The organism is Cupriavidus sp. IDO, from assembly GCF_000812465.1.
GTDB lineage: Bacteria > Pseudomonadota > Gammaproteobacteria > Burkholderiales > Burkholderiaceae > Cupriavidus.
In genome coordinates this window covers 1-16535 of sequence record NZ_JWMA01000043.1, presented here as the reverse complement: position 1 = coordinate 16535, position 16535 = coordinate 1, and the positions used below count along the sequence as shown (strand labels likewise).

The window sequence follows — 16535 nt, the reverse complement described above, 5'->3', positions numbered from 1 at the left end:
AAACCCCGCCGCCTACGCGGCGGGATTCAGTGGTGGCTCAGGTCTTCAATTCTTCCTGGTGAGCCCGGGCCAGCGCAATCATGCTCTCGAAGCGGAAGTCATACTTGGGCGTTCCCGGGGGAGGCATGGTGGCGCCCCAACCCTTGTCCGCGTGCCGGCGGTCGATCCATGCCGAGGCGAGACCGAAGCCGTTTGCCGGGGCGTGATCATGGAACAGGCTCTGGGCGGTGTGCAGAATATCGTCCTTCTCCAGGCCGAAGTCCCGCTTCAGGCGTCCCAGCATATATTCGAAGTTGCGGGGGCTCGGCTTGTAGGCTCCGACGTCCTGCGCGGTGTAAATCGCGTCGAATTCCACGCCGAGACGGGCATTGCTGCCGCGGAACGAAAGGCGGTCAATGTTCGACAGGATGACCAGCTTGTAGTGTTGCTTGAGATAGCGCAGCGCTTCGACCGTATCGGGAAAAGCGGGCCAGTCGGGCACGGAGGCACCGAACGTGTTGGCTTCCTCGTCGGTCACGCCGACGTTCCATTCATTCGCCAGGCGGCGGTAGACCACGCTCAGTAGCACATTGTAGGCCAGGCTTGGCGTCAAGACTTCCTGGTCGGCCTCATGCCTGGCATAGATCTCGAGAATCTCGTCACGCGTTTTCCCGGCGTATCCGGCCTTTTCGATCAGCGGCTGCAGGGCGTTGTAGATGCCGGTTTCCCAATCGATGAGGGTGCCGTAGCAGTCGAAGGTCAATACTTTGAAGTCTGTCAGTTTCATCATCGCTCCTTTTAAAATGTCTCTGCGACTGCTTTGTCGAGGGAAAATCGCAGAATTTGAATTAACGAATCCACATCGGCTCTGGTGTAGTTCAGAGCCGGCGCGAAGCCGAGAATGTCGTCGGAGAAGGCACGGAACACGAGCCCCTCTTCCAGTGCGTGCTCCAGGACACGCTCACCAAGTCGTTTGCTCTTTCGTGGCTTTCGCTTGCTTTCCTTGTCATCGACGAGTTCAACGGCGGCAAGGAGTCCTCGACCACGAACTTCCCCGACATACGGAAGCTCCTCGAGCGTGCCGAGTTGCTCAAGGAAGTACTGCCCGACCGCTGCTCCGTTCTCGAGTAGTCCTCCATCGAGATACAGATCAAGCGCCGCATTTGCGACCGCCGCGCTTACCGGGTGGCCAGCATAAGTCTGGCCATGGCCAAAGACAGCGCCGTCGTCGCCGGCGTCTGCAATCGCTTGGTAGATCTTTTCACTGATCAGGGTCGCGCTCATCGGTATGTAGCCCGAGGTGAGGCCTTTGGCAACGGTCATCACGTCCGGACTGATGGCCTCGCTTTCGCAGGCAAACAACGGTCCGGTACGGCCAAAGCCGGTAATGACTTCGTCGACGATCAGAAGGATTCCGAGACGGTCACAAGCCTCACGCATGGCACGCAGGAAACCGGCCGGTGGCACGATAACGCCGCCGGAGCCCTGGATTGGCTCGCAAATGAAGGCGGCGACGCGGTGGGCACCGATTTCTCCCACCTTCGCTTCAAGCGCACGGACAGTGCTTTCCAGCACCGCATTTTGGTCCGGGCCATCGGGGTGCCGGTACGGATACGGCGAGGGAATGTGATGCTGCTGCGGGCCCGGCACGTCAAAGTGGCGATGAAACGCCGGAAGGGCGGTGAGCCCGCTGCCGGTGCTCGACGAACCGTGGTACCCGCGTTGTAAGCCAATGAAGTGCTTTTTCTCAGGTTGGCCCGTAGCGTTGAAGTAATAGCGCACGACACGAACGGCGGTATCGATCGCATCCGAGCCGCCCTGGCCGAAAAGCACGCGGGTCAAGCCCTCGGGCGCGAGCTCTGCGAGACGCGATGCCAGTCGCACCGCCGGTTCGTTGGCGAAGTGGAAGTAGCCCGTCCCATAGGGCAACTTCTGCAGTTGTCGTGTGGCAGCGTCGATGAGGGATTGCTGGCCGTAGCCAGCATTCACACACCATAGCCCCGAAAACGCATCCTGGACGCGGCGGCTATCCGCGTCGATAAGATGGATGCCCTCAGCGCTCGCCCAGATGCGGGCGCCTTTTGATTCATGCTGGCGTAGGGAAACCACGGGATGAACCCAATGCAGTTTGTCCTGTTCGACCAAGGAGGGTGTATCGATCATGCGAAGCTCCGTGGATGCCTGATTTCAGGCAGCGGAAGGAAGCTCAGGAAGAACCTTGCCGGGATTGAGCAGATTGAGCGGGTCCAGCGCCCGCTTGACGCGCCAGCCAATTTCAAGCTCGACCTGACTGCGCACGTTCAGCAGTTCGTCGCGCTTGGCCGTACCGACGCCGTGCTCAGCCGAAATCGAGCCCTGGAGATCCATTGCTGCCTGGTCGACGATCCGGGTAATGCTGTCGCCATGCCGGTTCAGGTACGACTCGGGCATCATGTTGGCCGGACGGAGCGGGTTGAAATGGACGTTGCCATCTCCCACGTGCCCGTAGACGACCATACGCGTCTCTGGGGCTGCCGCCAGAACCTTCGCGGAAGTCTCACGAATGAAGGCAGGAATGCTTGAGAGCGGCACAGAAACGTCGCACCGCACGCTGCCGCGCGTTCTTGTCTGGGCATCCGAGATTTCTTCGCGAATGAGCCAGAAATCTGCCGCCTGCTTTTCATTCGCTGCAATGGCGGCATCCGAGATCAGACCTCTTTCGGCAGCTTCGCTGAGCGTTGTTACGAAGATCGCATCGGCATCTTCCTGGGTGGCAGTCGATGACATCTCGACAAGGACATGCCATGGATGTGAGGTCATCAGGGAAGGGTGCTGACAGCCGAGATGCGATAGCACCAAGGTCATGGCATCCTCGGAAATCAGTTCGAACGCTGTCACATCGGTTCCCAGCCGCTGCCGTAGCAAGCCGAACGTCTGAAGGGCGGCGTCAGTGGTTTCCACCCCAAGCAGCGCCACGCAGACCGCGCGGGGGCGGGGGAAAAGCTTAAGGACAGCCGCAGTGATGATGCCGAGTGTGCCTTCGGAGCCGATGAACAAATGCTTCAGGTCATATCCCGCGTTGTCCTTGCGCAGGGCTCTGAGACCGTTCCATACCTTCCCATTGGGCAGAACCACTTCTAGGCCCAAAACCAGATCGCGCATGTTTCCGTACCGCAGTACCGCAGTGCCGCCTGCATTCGTCGAGAGATTTCCACCGATCTGGCAACTGCCTTCGGAACCTATCCGGAGCGGAAACAGCGTTCCTGCGTCTTCAGCGGTCGTGCGCGCGGCGTTAAGGGTGACGCCGGCTTCCACGACCATGGTGGCATTGAGTGCGTCGATATGCCGGATATGGTTTAGGCGGGTCAGAGCCAACACGACTGCCTTGCCACTTGCATCCGGAACGCTGCCGCCGAGCAGCGACGTATTGCCCCCCTGTGGAACAACGGGAATCCCGTTCTCGTAGCAGTACGTCATGACAGCACTGACCTCCTCAGTGCAGCCTGGGCGGACGACAGCCAGCGCTTGTCCGCGGAAGACGCCGCGATAGTCCGTCACATAGGCCAGTGTGTCGTCCCCAAGCAGCACGTTTACTGCGCCGACAATTGCAACGAGATGAGATACGTGTTGGTCTGACATGCGCGCTCCGACGCTGAAGAGTTTCCTTTAGCCGGGGAACGGAGGCTTTCGCTCGTTGTCCAGGCACAGTCGAAGCATATGAGCCAATGGTGCGCTGGAATATCTACGTTACATAGGAATTTGCAGTGCCCTTTTCCAATGCGGTGATCACTAAGCGGCTCTGATGCTTTTGGAGCTACCGCTCACCCTGAATGGGTGAGGTGCGTAAAGCACTTTTATATGGAACGTGGCGGGGGCACGGGTGGAATTCCTACGCAACCTACATATGCGATCCTCATGGCGGGTTCTACCATGGACATTCGATTGTTGGTTCAGTAGGTTGGGTCATGGTTTCGACGTCTCGATCCCGGAAGGAAGCACTCTTCGATTTGCTTCAGGAGGTGAACTGCTGCTCCCACGGCCTCGAACTGGAGGCCAGGACCGCCATCCGTGTCAATCGTGGCAACTCCGGCTACCGGGATGTCCTGTACGGCTTGCTTAACGAACGGCTTCGGTCCAAAGCAACGCGTGAGCGCGTGGTTGGATACGCTTGTGCGGCCGTGCTTGGCGTCAGGATGGATCCGCCTTTTGACATGCTTCGACATGTCGAAGGCGAAGATGGCTTTGCACTCCGGGTGCTGTTCTGGACGGCTCAACGGAGAATGGGTGCCTCGGCTTCGCGTGCGCGCGCTTGGGAACGCTCGTAGCGTCCCGTCCAGGTTTTTTCAGCAGGTACGAGCCGGGCACTGAACTACTTCCACTCTCAACAGCGACTTCAGGAATGACGATGACGTCTTTACCCGCACCCCAGTATTCAGGCCACGTTGAAGTAGCGCCGCAGGCGCCGGGAGATGAAAAGGCATGCACGGACGCGGCCTACGCATCGCTGAGCAGCAGGATTCCGAAGAGACCGACATTGGCCCTCATGGAAAATTCAGGGAATCGGCCGGACGTCGCAACCGTGGCGATTCTGGGTTACAACTGACGGCGGAGCTCTTGGTGGAAGCCGGCCCGGGAGCGTTACGACGATAGCCTTGGAATGCAGGTTAGTCGCGCAATCAGTACTGTTGAGGTAGTCGCGCTACGAGCGTGCGATTTGTGAACGTTCCTTCTTTCATCTATCGCCGTGATGTTACCGTGCAGACGCCATCGCTGATCGCGAGGTATTGCCGGGAGGGGAGTGCAGTGCTTCCATGACGATCTCCTTTCTTACGAAGGAAGACCAAGTCTGCGCGTCCTCACATGATCGCTGCCCGACCCGTCTCGGTCATCCGCTAACGAGGGGCTCAATGTCCAATGACAGTGGCGTTGCAGTCAAATGACCCTGCCCGAAGTGGGATTCCTCCGGCGGCCCCAGTCCAGCGTGTGAATCCATCCGCTCACGCCCAAGTCAGTGTTGCCTCCTTAGAGAGCTGGCCGGGCATGAGGTAGTCGCCATGTTCGATGGCAAGCTCTTCCAGTTTGCGCAGCGTATCCTCAGACAGCGCGGCCATGTCGAACCTGCAGTAGAGGTAGGGCTGCCTGAATGTGGGTTTCTCCATGCCCAGGCCACGCACCAGTGCTTCCGGGGATGCAACCGAGACATGCTCGACGGCGCGATACTGGACGTCGACACCGTGTTGCCGGCCGAGGTGCTCCAGGCCAATCGCGTCCTGCCAAGCAGGTTTCGTAGTCCAACTCAACCATTCCCGCAGCGCGACCACAAATGTGTTTCACCGCGCTGGCCCGGTCGCGTGCGGTATAAGTGCTCATCGTAGCTGTCCGAGTGCCGCTCAGTCGAGCTTGATATTTGCTTCCCTGATCAGGGTGCTGAATCTGGCCTTCTCCTGCCTGATGTATGCGGTGAAGTCCGCCGGCTGGGACGCCGTGGCGCTGAATCCATACTCGCCCAATACCTTGACCGCATTTTCCGAAGCCAATGCCTTTGCGACTTCATTCCGAATGCGTTGAGTCAATTCAGCGGGCATTCTCGCCGGTCCCCACAAGCCGTACCAGGAAACCATCTCGAAGCCGGTCAGTCCCGACTCCGCAACTGTCGGAACGTCCGGCAACACGGCAATGCGCTTCGCACTAGTGACGGCGAGCGGCTTCAGCTTTCCGCTCTTTACATGGGGCAACGTCGATGGCAGGGCATCCACCATGGCATTGATGTGTCCCCCCATCACTTCCGTCAACGCCGGAGCGGTACCCTTGTAAGGAATGATCTCAAACTGGAGCTTGCTTTCGTGCTTGATCGCTTCTTCGGCAAGGTGGCTTGCCGAGCCCACTGCCGAGGTTCCAAAAGTGTACTTTCCGGGCTCCTTCCGGATGGCAGCCATGAACTCTTTCAGGTCCCTGGCAGGAACACCCGGATGTGCTGTCACCAGCATCGGGACGCTACCCAGTTGCGTGATTGCCGCGAAGTCCTTCTCTATGTCATAGGTTTTTGAACTCATCAGCATCGGCGTGGCCACGAAGGTCGATGCCTGCACAAGTAGGGTGTATCCGTCCGGCGCCGAGGTCGCTACCCACTTGCTGCCCAGCGTTCCACTGGCTCCAGGTCGGTTATCGACAATGAATTGCTGGCCGAGGTTTTCGCTCAGGCGTTGCGCAACAACCCGCGTGACAGCGTCCACTGTTCCACCTGCGGGATACGGTACAACGATTCTGACGGGCTTGTTGGGGTAAGTCTGGCCCAAAGCCAGCGTGGCGACAAGACCAAAGCTTGTGGCCAGCAGCGCTCTCAAAATACCTCTCATTGTTGTCTCCCGATATTAACTTTGCATGCTTGCCGCTCTGCCTCGATTGGCGAGCGGCCAAAGAATGGATTCTTCCTTTGCTGCCTTCGCCTGAGCCGGCGATAAACAGGTATAGCGTCGACTCAGAAGATATGCTTGATGCCAAGCATCGCACCAAACTGGTTGCCGCCCGGTGCCGGCGCACTGGTTCCGACGGCGCTACCACTACTGACCGACATGGCCAGTTGGCCCCGGTTATCAATGAAGCCGGTCGTGAGATAGGCGGAGGTCCGCTTGGAGAAGGCGTAGATACCTCGCAGGGCAGCGAGCCATGCCTTGTTGGCACTATGGTTGAATCCAAGGTAGTAGATCTGCCCTGCAAGATTGAATGCGGGCGTGATGTCGTAGGCCAGGCCCGCATAATAGAGCCGGCTATGGGACGTGATGCTGCCCTCATTGTTCCGGAAGGTGCCACCGATACCGACCTTCGCCTTGGACAGGACCATGTAGCCGCCAAAGTGCAGGCGGTCGTCCTTGAGGCCGCTGTTCACCAGTCCCCCTGCGGCACCCGTGCCCCCGCGCAAGGAGTCATATGCAGTCGCCAGGCCCCACCAGCTTGCGTCATACCGCAGCATCGCTGACCATTCCCGGCAGGCTTTGCTGTCGGCGGGATTCTCTCCGGCGCAGTTGGTTCCCGCGGGGTTCTGGCCAGCATTGACTGTGTCGCGCCCAAGACTGTATGTCGCGCCGACAGTCAATCCGCCGAATGTGCCCTTGTAGGCGATGGCGTTGTCGGCGCGGGCATTGGGCCGATAACTGTCCAACGAGTTGGCGCCGTAGATGTTGGGCCCCAGTACGTCAGAGTCCAGCGTCGACCAGAAGGTCATCGTCCACTGACGGCCGAAGGAGAGTTGTCCCCACTGATTGCTCAGCCCGACAAAGGCCTGACGGCCGAACAAGCGTCCTCCCTGGTTTGACGATCCGGAGTCAGCGGCAAAGCCGGATTCCAGGACGAATACAGATTTCAGGCCTCCCCCAAGGTCTTCCGTCCCGCGCATCCCCCAGCGCGAAGGCACCGTGGCAGTCAGGTTCGGCATCCGCACGACACTGTCCTTGCTGGCACCAATATTGTTCACATACTCGACTCCAGTGTCGACGAGGCCGTAAAGCGTCACCGATTGTGCCGAAGCGAACAGCGGCGCGGCACACAAAAGGCCCGCGCACCATTTCCCGCAACTCCTCATGGATGTCTCCTTGTTATGTCGAGTCGTTACAAACCTGTGAAAGGCAGGCGAGCGGTCTCCTCCCAGCGCCGGGCGCTCGATACGCTTCGAGTGCCCGGCTGCAAGGAAAGTTGAGTCCGATGATCGCCGTGAAGCGTTTGACGGCAGCGGTCTGCGCCGCTGCGTTGGCACGTCAGTCAGGGTGAAATCTCTTCCAGCGGGCGGTTGGTGGTTTCGGTCATACGGCTGGCCGCGACAAGACCGACCACGCAGGCGCCCGCAAACATCAGGAAGACGGTGGCAATACCTTGTCCCGTTAGCACCATGCCGACAACGGCCGGTGCGGTGGCGGAGGCAGCTCGCAGCCATGAGGTTGCCAGGCCGGTTCCGATCGCACGGATACGCGTGGGATAGATTTCCGGCGTGTACAGATACAGCAGCACGGTCGCCGAACCCATCACGGCATAAGCTGAGGAAGCCAGCAGCATGACCGACCAGGGGCTGGCTGCGCCAAGAGCTCCCAGGACGGCGAGCAGTATGCCGCTGACCACGAAACACCCCATGGCCCAGCGACGACGACCCACGCGGTCCACCGACAGCGCACAGACAAGAACGGCACAGGTGCTGAGCACGTTGGAGAGCGAGGCCATGTGCAGCGACTCCTGCAGTGGCAGGTGATAGACCGTCTTGTAAAGGCTCGGCAACCAGTTGTTGATGCCATTCGCAACGAAATAGGAGCTCGCCCACAGCAGCCATACCACCACTGTACGACCACGATAGAACGGCGAAAACAGCTCTTTCCAGTTGCCCTTTTTCTGCGAGTGGAGGCCTTCGTACAGTTCTGAGATACGCCGGTCCGTCTCTGCGGCGTTGCGCTGCGGATCAAGATTTCGCCTGGGGGTACTAGCCTCGATTTCGCCAATCACGCGCTCTGCGTCGTCGAACCGGCCTTTGCCGATCAGCCATCGCGGTGATTCCGGCAGCCGCATGATCAGCAGTGCCACGACCAAGCCGGGTATCCCGCCAACCAGGAACATGTACTCCCAGCCAAAGCGCGGAACCAGGAAGGCACCGACCTGGGCCGCGAGCATCAGGCCAACGGGAAAGATCAATTCATAGAGCAGGAAAAAGCGGCCACGGCCATGGGCTTGCGACAGTTCATTGATATAGGTTGCCGCAACCGGTACCTCGCCGCCGACGCCAATGCCCTGGATGAAGCGGCACAGGAACAGCAGGTGGAAGTTGCCGGCAAAGGCACACGCCACACTCATGACCGACATCAAGCCCACGGTCACGGAGGCACTCGGCACCCGGCCCAGGCGCTCGGCCAGCCAACCGAAGCATAGTGCACCGATGACCTGCCCAAGGTATCCGGCAGCGATCAGGACCCCGATCTCGCCGGGCGACAGATGCCAGAGCCCAACCAGGACCGGCATGACAAACGCCAGTGAGAGCGCGTCGAATGCGTCGAACAGTGTGGCACTGCCCATGACAATGCGGGCCTTGGTGTGCCATCTGCTAAAGGGAATGTTCTCGATGCGAAAGAGAAGTTGCGCTGCCCGCCGCCGCGGATCAAATGGCGCGCTGCTTGCCGCATCGCTCCTGCCACTGTTGTACATGGGTGCAACCGTAGTGGTGTCCATGCTGTCTCCAAGTTGACTGGCTCACGGTGTGTGAGCACCGGCCATCTTTTTCTTATGTTGTCGGCTTCTACTTTCGTCATGGCCATTCTTGCAACCGGAGCTGCAGCCCGCGACAGAGGGCAGCCCGGAAGCGGGTCAGCGTGAAGCCTTGTATTGCTCCCGTTTTGCCTGCCGGCTGCGGCATAACGGGAGAAACCAATGGCGTGGCTCGACCCGGCTGGCAGGCACACCCTTGTGGCTGTGCCCGCCACCCTTTAGCCAACGAGCCCGGCAGCGCGCATGGCGTTGGCAATGTCGATCTCGGCGCCAGGCTCCAGCGGTAGCAGCGGCGAGCGCACGGTGGCGTGTTCCAGGATGCCGCGTGCCACCAGGGCGTGCTTGAGCGCCACGGTGCCTTCCATATGCGAGCCACGGTGGTACACGTTCTTGGTCACGGGCAGGAGCTGGTCGTGCAGGGCGCGGGCGCGCGGATAGTCCTTTGCCTTGCCAGCCTTGATCAGTTCAATCAGCAATTCGGGCGCGATATTGCCGTAGCCTACAAGCGCGCCGTCCACGTCGAACATCGTGTGCAACAGGTACTCGTCGTGGCAGGTCAGGATCTGGAGCTCCTGGTTCTCCTTGCGGATGACGGGGATCTCGGTGTCCCAGCGGCGCATATTGCGCACGCCGTTCTTCATCGCGAATACGCCCGGCTGGGCGGCGATCTCGAGCTGTGTCTCCAGGTTGTAGGTAGCCTTGGTGGCATCCGGGTACTGGAACAGGATCAGCGGCAGGCCGCTTTCCTCGAAGATGGCGCGATAGCGGTCTTGTGGCGCGCCCTTCTGGTAGCCGAAACGCAGCCAGCCGTGCGACGGATAGACAAGGCCGGCCGAGGCGCCAGCCTTGACAGCGCGCTTCGCTTCGGCCGCAGCGACTTCGGTGCCTTCCAGGGTGATGCCCGCAATGACAGGTAGCTTGCCATCGACCGACTTCACGAAGCTTTCGATCACGGCCATTTGCTCGTCTTGCGACAGAAACGTGCCTTCGCCCGCGTGGCCGAGAACGACCAGACCCTTGACGCCATCAAACTTGCCGAGCCACGAACCCAGGCGCTGAATCGCGGCATGGTCAACCGCGCCGTCGCGCGTAAAGGGGGTAACGGGAGCCGGAACAAGGCCGCGCAGATCGATGTCTTTCATGTCACTTCCTGTACGAGTATGGAGTTCACCGGGAGCCGGATGCTTTGCCCGGAGAGCCCGCCGCTGCTGGTGTCTCCATAACGGTGGCGGGCATGTGAGGCAGTCTAGGAGCCGCCATGGCATACCGGAAGTGTCATGCTGGCTATTTCAGATATACTGATTCCGTATAGCTTGGAGGCCAAGGCAAGCGATGAACTACTCCGCATGGAAACTGCTCCTGGCGGCTGCCGACCTGGGCAGTCTTAGCAAGGTGGCTCAGTCCTTTGGCACGAGTCAGCCCCACATCAGCCGTCAACTCAATGAACTCGAGCAGGAATGTGGGGGGCGTCTGTTCCAGCGCACGGGTCGCGGGGTGGTGCTTACCGAATTCGGTGAGCGCGTGGTGCCCAAGGTCCGGGCGTGGGTGGCAGGCACGGACCAACTGGTCAACGACATCCACTCGACCTCAGGCAAGCCTATCGGCACGGTTCGCATCGGAATCCTGCCTTCCACAGCGCATCCGCTGGTCAGCACGCTCTATTACCGCCTGAAGGAGCGCTACCCCCTGGTGCAACTCAGTGTGCGAGAGGGGCAAGGTGCGCAACTGGAGAACTGGCTGGAGGCCGGGCATGTCGATCTGGCCATTCTGTTCCGCCATAGTCCAGTGCCTAAGCACGGCGACGTGTACCTTGTCGAAACGGCGACCTATCTGGTGGGTGCCGACGGAGACAGCATGACCGCCAACCCCACCGTACAGTTTTCCGCGCTGCACAATCTGCCCTTGGTGACGTTCTGCCGACCCAATAGCTGGCGTGACCGGCTGGATCAATTGGCACTGGAGCACGGCGTTGCGCTGAACGTAGTGGTGGAGGCCGATTCGCTGAGCCTGCAGACCCATATCGTCGCCGACGGGGGCATGTACGCGCTGCTTGGGCCGTACGCCATCTCAAACGCTGGCCGGGATTGCCGCTTGCAGGCATCGAAGATCATCAATCCACAAATCACCCGCCATATTGCATTGGCCATGTCGCGCCATGGTGAACTCACACTAGCGTGCCGCACCGTCATGCAGCTTGTTCGTGAGATTGCACAATTCGGGGGACCGGAGTCGACGGGGCGTGGCATCGAGGTGTCAACTTGAGACTGGCTGGAATACGTTCTCGACCTAGCACGTTTTCACGCGAGCCTCAGCACGAAGCTCTCGCAAGTTCCAACGGCTACCCGGCACGAAGTAACGCATATTGAATCACCGGAGACTCCGGGGGGGTAGGTCCGATTAACGGCTCTCGGCTCGATGGCGTCCGGTGCAGCTACGTTTCCTTCAATGTCTGATGTTTGGACGGTCCCGTCATTCGTTGGCAGAGGATTAGATGACTGAGAATGGCCGGCAAGCGCCAGATCGATCCGGCGTCCGTCACGCTGGCGTCGGTCGGCGGAAGCCGACCCAATGCGGCCGGCCAGTTCGCCGAAGCAGGCGGCTGCATCTGCATAGCAAGCAGACATTCCCTCTTTTTGCAGTCCCGGCTCGTGGCGCCGATCTGTCGCGTTGAAGCTAACTTGAGCTTTGGCTTTGATGTAAGCACTATCGGATATCCGGTGCGGGTATCGTGGACACGCCCTGGGCCAGCGCGGCCTGGTGCTGCACCTCAAGCGCCTTTCGATACCCGTCGCGTTGCTGCAATCGCGCCCAATAGGCCGCAACGGCCGGGGTGAAGTGATTGCTCAGGTCCAGATGCGTGGCGAGTAGCAGCGCGTAGGCGACGGACACGTCGGCTGCGGTGAAGCGTCCGGCGCAAAGAAATTCGCGTGTCGCGAGCACAGGCTCCAAGCTGCGCAGCCGCGCGAGGAACCATCGGGCGTAGTCGTCCGCCACCTGCGGCTGGCGACGCTCCGCGGGCTCGAAGTACCGATAGCGCAATACCAGCGTCTGCGGAAAGGTCAGCGTTGCTTCACCGAAATGCAGGGCATTCAGATAGGCGCCGTAGTCCGGCTCGTCGACGGCCACGTCCATCGCGCCCGGCGAGAACCGCGCAGCCAGGTACTGGCAGATTGCCGCCGACTCGGTCATCAACAGCGCACCCTCTGCGAGCGCGGGCACTGTCCCCAGCGGGTTGACAGCCAAATAGCTGCGCTGCTGCGAACGAGGCGGAAAGGGCAGCACCTGGAGGTCGTATGACACGCCGATCTCTTCCAACATCCACAGCGGCCTGAACGAGCGAGCGCTCAGGCAGTGATACAGGGTCAGCACGGGGCGATTCTCCGCAGTCATCGATTCCTCCTACACGCTGTGATCGACGACTTTCATCTGCATGGCGTTCATGCGACCGCCATGCACCGTCAGCTTCGCCAAGGCAGTGTCGATCTCTCGCAGGTCGGTCGACGAAAGCGGCAGAGCGACGGCCTGCAGGTTTTCAGCGAAGTGGGCAGGACTTCGGGTGCCGGGGATCGGCACGATCCAGGGTTTTTGCGCCAGCAGCCATGCCAGCGCCACCTGCGCAGGCGTTGCGTTCTTCCGCTCGGCGACGCGCTTCAGGAGATCGAGGAAGGGCTTGTTTGCGGCGATGTTCTCCGGGGAGAAGCGGTCGAAGCCAAAGCGCAGGTCGCTCTTCGGATCGAGCTTCGTGCTCGCATCGATCTTCCCGGTCAGGTAGCCCATGCCCACGGGTCCCCACGGCACAAAACCGATGCCCAGCTCTTCGCAAGCCTGGAGCACCCCGTTGTGCTCCGGATCCCGGTTCATCACGGAATACTCGGTCTGGACCGCCGTCACCGACTGCACTGCGTGGGCGCGTCGAATGGTTTTGGCACTCGCCTCCGACAGCCCGAAATGCAAGACCTTGCCTTGCGCGATCAGGTCCTTAATCGTGCCGGCGACATCTTCGATCGGAACCGCCGGGTCCACGCGGTGATGGTAGTAGAGATCGATGCGGTCGGTCTTGAGTCGCTTCAGCGATGCCTCGACCACCTTCCCGATGTGCTCGGGACGGCTGTTCAACGCGCCGTTGTTGTCCATGTCGAAGCCGAACTTCGATGCGATCACGACCTGGTCGCGGATGGGTGCGAGTGCCTCACCCACCAGCTCTTCGCTGGTGAAAGGGCCATAGACTTCTGCCGTATCGAAAAACGTGATCCCGCGCTCATAAGCATTGCGCAGCAGCGCGATCGCCTGGCCCTTGTCAGCAGGCGGGCCGTAGTTGGCGCTGATGCTCATGCACCCGGCACCAAGTGCCGAGACTTCGAGATTGCCGAGTTTTCGCTGGGTCATGGTGGTTGGTCCTTTGGTTTTTGCGGTTGTGGCCCAAGCCCTTGGTGCGAGTGCCAGTCCTACGCCGATGAAGGCCGCGGTGGTCAACAGATCGCGCCGCGTCAGAGCCGAACCTGACGTCGAGTTCGATTGGGCGGGTTGGATCGAGTTGTTCATGGTGAATCCTTGAATGGGTGGCGGATCACGTTCAGACTGGGCCCCAGTTCTGAAGCCAGTACGCGTACGGCGTGGGCAACACCTGGGTCTTTGCGCCGAGCTCGCGCGCAGCGGTGTTCGGCCAATGCGGGTTGTCGAGAAGTCGCCTGGCCAGCATGACGAATGCGACCTTGCCCTTGCGCACGAAGCTGTCCGCTTCTTTCGCATTTGTGATCAACCAGCTTGTCGTCACCTCAAGGCCTGTCTCATCGCGCACGTTCCCTGCAGTCTCGACGAGAAGGTTCGCCGCCCACGGAACAGGTGCGAGCGTCGAGAACCCGATACCGACATCGACAAGATCGAGCCCTTCGGCCTTTAGCCATTTGAGAACCTGAATGGCTTCGGGCAGATTTCTGTCGTCCTGTCTGTCGAACTCAAGTACGCCGAGCCTGGCAGTCAACGGCAGATCGGCGGGCCAGACGCGGCGCACGGCCGCGACGGTCTCGACAAGGAAGCGTGCGCGGTTTTCGAGGCTCCCGCCGTAGGCGTCATCACGCCTGTTGGAGTGACGGGAAAGAAAGCTCTGCGCCAAAAAGCCGTGGGCGAAATGAAGCTCGATCCACTTGAAACCGGCTTCACGAGCGCGCTGCGCAGCGTCAGCAAAGTCCTGCTGCACGCGCCGAATGTCTTTGACGCTCATGGCGCGAGGAACATGCGCTTGCTCGGGAATCACCGGCACGGCCGATGGAGCAATTGGCTCCCACACACGCGGATCGTTGGCGGGCATCGGAGCACCGCCTTCCCATGGCGGCGTGCAGCCCGCCTTGCGGCCCGCATGAGCGAGTTGGATGCCAGGGACGGCGCCAGCGTCAGAGATCGCGCCGGCAATGGTGGCCACACCGGCCGTGTGCGTATCGCTCCAGAGGCCAAGATCCCCGGGGGTGATTCTCCCCTCGGGCGAAACAGCCGTAGCCTCCACGACGACCAGCCCCGCGCCTCCGCGCGCGAGCCCCGTGTAGTGAGGCAGATGCCAGTCGGTGACGCTCCCGTCGATTGCACTGTACTGGCACATCGGCGATGCAGCGATGCGATTCCGGAGGGTGACTCCGTTGAGGGTGAAGCTGTCGAACAAACCTGGCATTTCAAGACTCCTTAGTGGAGTCCAATGTAGGTTTCGGCTTCTGAAAGAAAAATGGCCTAGCGGTGCATGCTTTATGAAGCTATGCTTCAAAGTATGAAACTTAAACAGCTCGACGGCCTCGTGGCGTTCTGGAAAGTTGCGGAGCACCGAGGATTCACCGCGGCGGCCGCCGAGTTGGAGGTTTCCCCCTCGGCGCTTAGCCAAGCCATACGGCAACTGGAGACGCGCCTTGGCGTTCTGCTGCTGCACCGGACGACCCGAAGTGTGAGCCTTACCGAGGCGGGCGAGATATATCTTGCGCGAGTTGGTCCAGCGCTCGGGCAGGTTGTTGAGGCCGGCGAGGAACTGAACGTCCTTCAGGGCAGGCCGTCGGGAATACTTCGCCTCAATGCGGCTCGGATTTCGATCGCGATGGTGCTGCAGCCGATGCTGGCTGGGTTTCTCAAGGCGAACCCGCATGTCCAGCTTGAACTGACGAATGACGAAGGCTTCGTGGACATCGTGGAACGCGGCTTCGACGCCGGCATCCGCCTTGGCGAAAGTGTTCAGCGCGACATGATCGCCGTGCCTCTAGGCGGGCCGATCAGCGTTGCCGTCGTCGCGTCACCGGCGTATCTGGCAAACAACCCGGCACCCGTTCATCCGGACGATCTTGCGGACCACAACTGTGTCCGCTTTCGCTTTGCCGGGACCGGGGCGATCCACAAATGGGAGTTCCTGATGAAGGACCGACTCGTGGAGTACGAAGTCGCGGGCAACCTGACGATCAGCGACACGATCTTCAGCGTTGAGGCCGCGCTCGAAGGGGTTGGGCTTGCCTACACATTCGAGCAGCTCGCGCTGCCTCACATCAAGGCGAAACGGCTGAAGCGGGTCCTGGTTCCGTTCTCGCCAACCTTCCCAGGCTTCTATCTCTACTATCCAAGCCGGCGCAACCAGTCGACCAAGCTCAAAGCGCTGGTGGAGTACGTCAGTGGTCGACGCTCTTGATGCGATGGATTTCGTCACCGACTGCTCGAAGGTGCAAGCGGTCAGACGCTGACCTTGCACGGGCGCCCGCTCATGGCCGGTAAGCGACCTCCGGCAGCCGCTCGCGGGTCGGCTCCACAGTCAAGAAGAGACTTTCGACGCTTCCCTATGGGTCTGCTCCTCCGGCTTTCGTAAGCGGATCGTCAGCACCGTGGTTGCCGATGAGACAGGAATGGTCCTGCTTTAGACTCGCAACTCAAGTTGAGCGGCGACGTTCCACGGCAGGAGTTGGTCGATCTGATTCACCGGCTGATCCGCGATGTGGGTCAACTCGTGACGCAGATAGGCCTCGGCATCGATGCCGTTGAGTTTGCAAAGCCCGTCGCGTAGCGCCGTGGATCGCATTGGATCTTCCGTCCCGCATTGCGGATAGCGCCATGCACCGCGCGCTTGAAAATGAGGCATCGCTGTCCTCATTTGAAGACATGTTGCAGCCCAGCATTGTTGCTGCACAGGTCCCGAAGTCTCGTCTGGTGCCTCTCCGAGAGTCAACCACCCGTTCCCCGCGATGTTGCTATGCGACATGCCGATCGGAACTCATTCTCCTTCGGCACCAGTATCGACGGCGTCACATACGACTACGACGTAGTCATCAACCACGGCAAGGTCCGCAAACGCAGGAAGGGCCCCTCCGGCGAAACGGCGCCAT

The 16535-nt window shown here is 60.4% G+C and carries 13 protein-coding genes and 1 pseudogene; 2 read left to right on the top strand and 12 right to left on the bottom strand.

Features of this window, described 5'->3' with window-relative positions:
* Positions 1-37: 37 nt before the first annotated feature.
* The 8 genes from RM96_RS14450 to RM96_RS14415 form a co-directional block, all read right to left on the bottom strand.
* The gene (locus RM96_RS14450; RefSeq protein WP_039011493.1) at positions 38-766 is read right to left on the bottom strand and encodes a haloacid dehalogenase type II; all 729 of its coding nucleotides are present in this window, start codon (positions 764-766) and stop codon (positions 38-40) included.
* 11 nt (positions 767-777) lie between these two features.
* Entirely contained in the window at positions 778-2139 is a 1362-nt protein-coding gene (locus RM96_RS14445) for an aminotransferase class III-fold pyridoxal phosphate-dependent enzyme (RefSeq protein ID WP_152624112.1), read from the bottom strand.
* Positions 2140-2166: 27 nt separating this feature from the next.
* Positions 2167-3597 carry an FAD-binding oxidoreductase gene (locus RM96_RS14440; protein WP_039011489.1) on the bottom strand — a complete coding sequence of 477 codons (1431 nt, stop codon included), beginning with the start codon at positions 3595-3597 and terminating at the stop codon, positions 2167-2169.
* A 1358-nt stretch (positions 3598-4955) separates the two neighbouring features.
* A complete protein-coding gene (locus tag RM96_RS14435) occupies positions 4956-5258 on the bottom strand; it encodes a PHA-granule associated protein 4 (protein WP_238587273.1) in 303 nt (100 codons plus the stop codon).
* A 90-nt stretch (positions 5259-5348) separates the two neighbouring features.
* Positions 5349-6314, bottom strand: coding sequence for a Bug family tripartite tricarboxylate transporter substrate binding protein (locus tag RM96_RS14430; RefSeq protein ID WP_039011487.1), 966 nt, complete (start codon positions 6312-6314; stop codon positions 5349-5351).
* Positions 6315-6436: 122 nt separating this feature from the next.
* Positions 6437-7537, bottom strand: coding sequence for a porin (locus RM96_RS14425; protein WP_039011486.1), 1101 nt, complete (start codon positions 7535-7537; stop codon positions 6437-6439).
* Between the two features lie 176 nt (positions 7538-7713).
* On the bottom strand, positions 7714-9159 hold the full coding sequence (locus tag RM96_RS14420) for an MFS transporter (RefSeq protein WP_039011484.1): 1446 nt from the start codon (positions 9157-9159) through the stop codon (positions 7714-7716).
* A gap of 254 nt (positions 9160-9413) precedes the next feature.
* Positions 9414-10337: a dihydrodipicolinate synthase family protein gene (locus RM96_RS14415; RefSeq protein ID WP_039011482.1), complete on the bottom strand. Its 924-nt coding sequence runs from the start codon at positions 10335-10337 to the stop codon at positions 9414-9416.
* Positions 10338-10527: 190 nt separating this feature from the next.
* Here RM96_RS14415 and RM96_RS14410 point away from each other — a divergent pair, with 190 nt between their 5' ends.
* Positions 10528-11457 (top strand): LysR family transcriptional regulator, encoded by a 930-nt coding sequence (locus RM96_RS14410; protein WP_039011480.1) that lies wholly within the window; start codon positions 10528-10530, stop codon positions 11455-11457.
* A gap of 441 nt (positions 11458-11898) precedes the next feature.
* Here RM96_RS14410 and RM96_RS14405 read toward each other — a convergent pair whose 3' ends face one another.
* The 3 genes from RM96_RS14405 to RM96_RS14395 form a co-directional block, all read right to left on the bottom strand.
* The gene (locus RM96_RS14405; protein WP_039011512.1) at positions 11899-12564 is read right to left on the bottom strand and encodes a glutathione S-transferase family protein; all 666 of its coding nucleotides are present in this window, start codon (positions 12562-12564) and stop codon (positions 11899-11901) included.
* Positions 12565-12594: 30 nt separating this feature from the next.
* Positions 12595-13581 carry an aldo/keto reductase gene (locus RM96_RS14400; protein WP_039011478.1) on the bottom strand — a complete coding sequence of 329 codons (987 nt, stop codon included), beginning with the start codon at positions 13579-13581 and terminating at the stop codon, positions 12595-12597.
* Positions 13582-13768: 187 nt separating this feature from the next.
* On the bottom strand, positions 13769-14857 hold the full coding sequence (locus RM96_RS14395) for an NADH:flavin oxidoreductase/NADH oxidase (protein WP_039011475.1): 1089 nt from the start codon (positions 14855-14857) through the stop codon (positions 13769-13771).
* Positions 14858-14950: 93 nt separating this feature from the next.
* Here RM96_RS14395 and RM96_RS14390 point away from each other — a divergent pair, with 93 nt between their 5' ends.
* The gene (locus RM96_RS14390; protein WP_039011511.1) at positions 14951-15847 is read left to right on the top strand and encodes a LysR family transcriptional regulator; all 897 of its coding nucleotides are present in this window, start codon (positions 14951-14953) and stop codon (positions 15845-15847) included.
* 222 nt (positions 15848-16069) lie between these two features.
* On the opposite strand, the pseudogene RM96_RS37110 reads toward RM96_RS14390, so the two are convergent.
* A pseudogene (locus RM96_RS37110) lies at positions 16070-16207 on the bottom strand (transposase domain-containing protein); the annotation flags it as partial.
* Positions 16208-16535 lie beyond the last annotated feature (328 nt).

Bases quoted from the DNA above. Each gene is read 5' to 3' on its own strand.
- RM96_RS14400 (WP_039011478.1), bottom strand. From the start codon at position 13,581: ATGACCCAGCGAAAACTCGGCAATCTCGAAGTCTCGGCACTTGGTGCC.
- RM96_RS14425 (WP_039011486.1), bottom strand. From the start codon at position 7,537: ATGAGGAGTTGCGGGAAATGGTGCGCGGGCCTTTTGTGTGCCGCGCCG.
- RM96_RS14390 (WP_039011511.1), top strand. From the start codon at position 14,951: ATGAAACTTAAACAGCTCGACGGCCTCGTGGCGTTCTGGAAAGTTGCG.
- RM96_RS14415 (WP_039011482.1), bottom strand. From the start codon at position 10,337: ATGAAAGACATCGATCTGCGCGGCCTTGTTCCGGCTCCCGTTACCCCC.
- RM96_RS14450 (WP_039011493.1), bottom strand. From the start codon at position 766: ATGAAACTGACAGACTTCAAAGTATTGACCTTCGACTGCTACGGCACC.
- RM96_RS14420 (WP_039011484.1), bottom strand. From the start codon at position 9,159: ATGGACACCACTACGGTTGCACCCATGTACAACAGTGGCAGGAGCGAT.
- RM96_RS14440 (WP_039011489.1), bottom strand. From the start codon at position 3,597: ATGTCAGACCAACACGTATCTCATCTCGTTGCAATTGTCGGCGCAGTA.
- RM96_RS14430 (WP_039011487.1), bottom strand. From the start codon at position 6,314: ATGAGAGGTATTTTGAGAGCGCTGCTGGCCACAAGCTTTGGTCTTGTC.
- RM96_RS14395 (WP_039011475.1), bottom strand. From the start codon at position 14,857: ATGCCAGGTTTGTTCGACAGCTTCACCCTCAACGGAGTCACCCTCCGG.
- RM96_RS14410 (WP_039011480.1), top strand. From the start codon at position 10,528: ATGAACTACTCCGCATGGAAACTGCTCCTGGCGGCTGCCGACCTGGGC.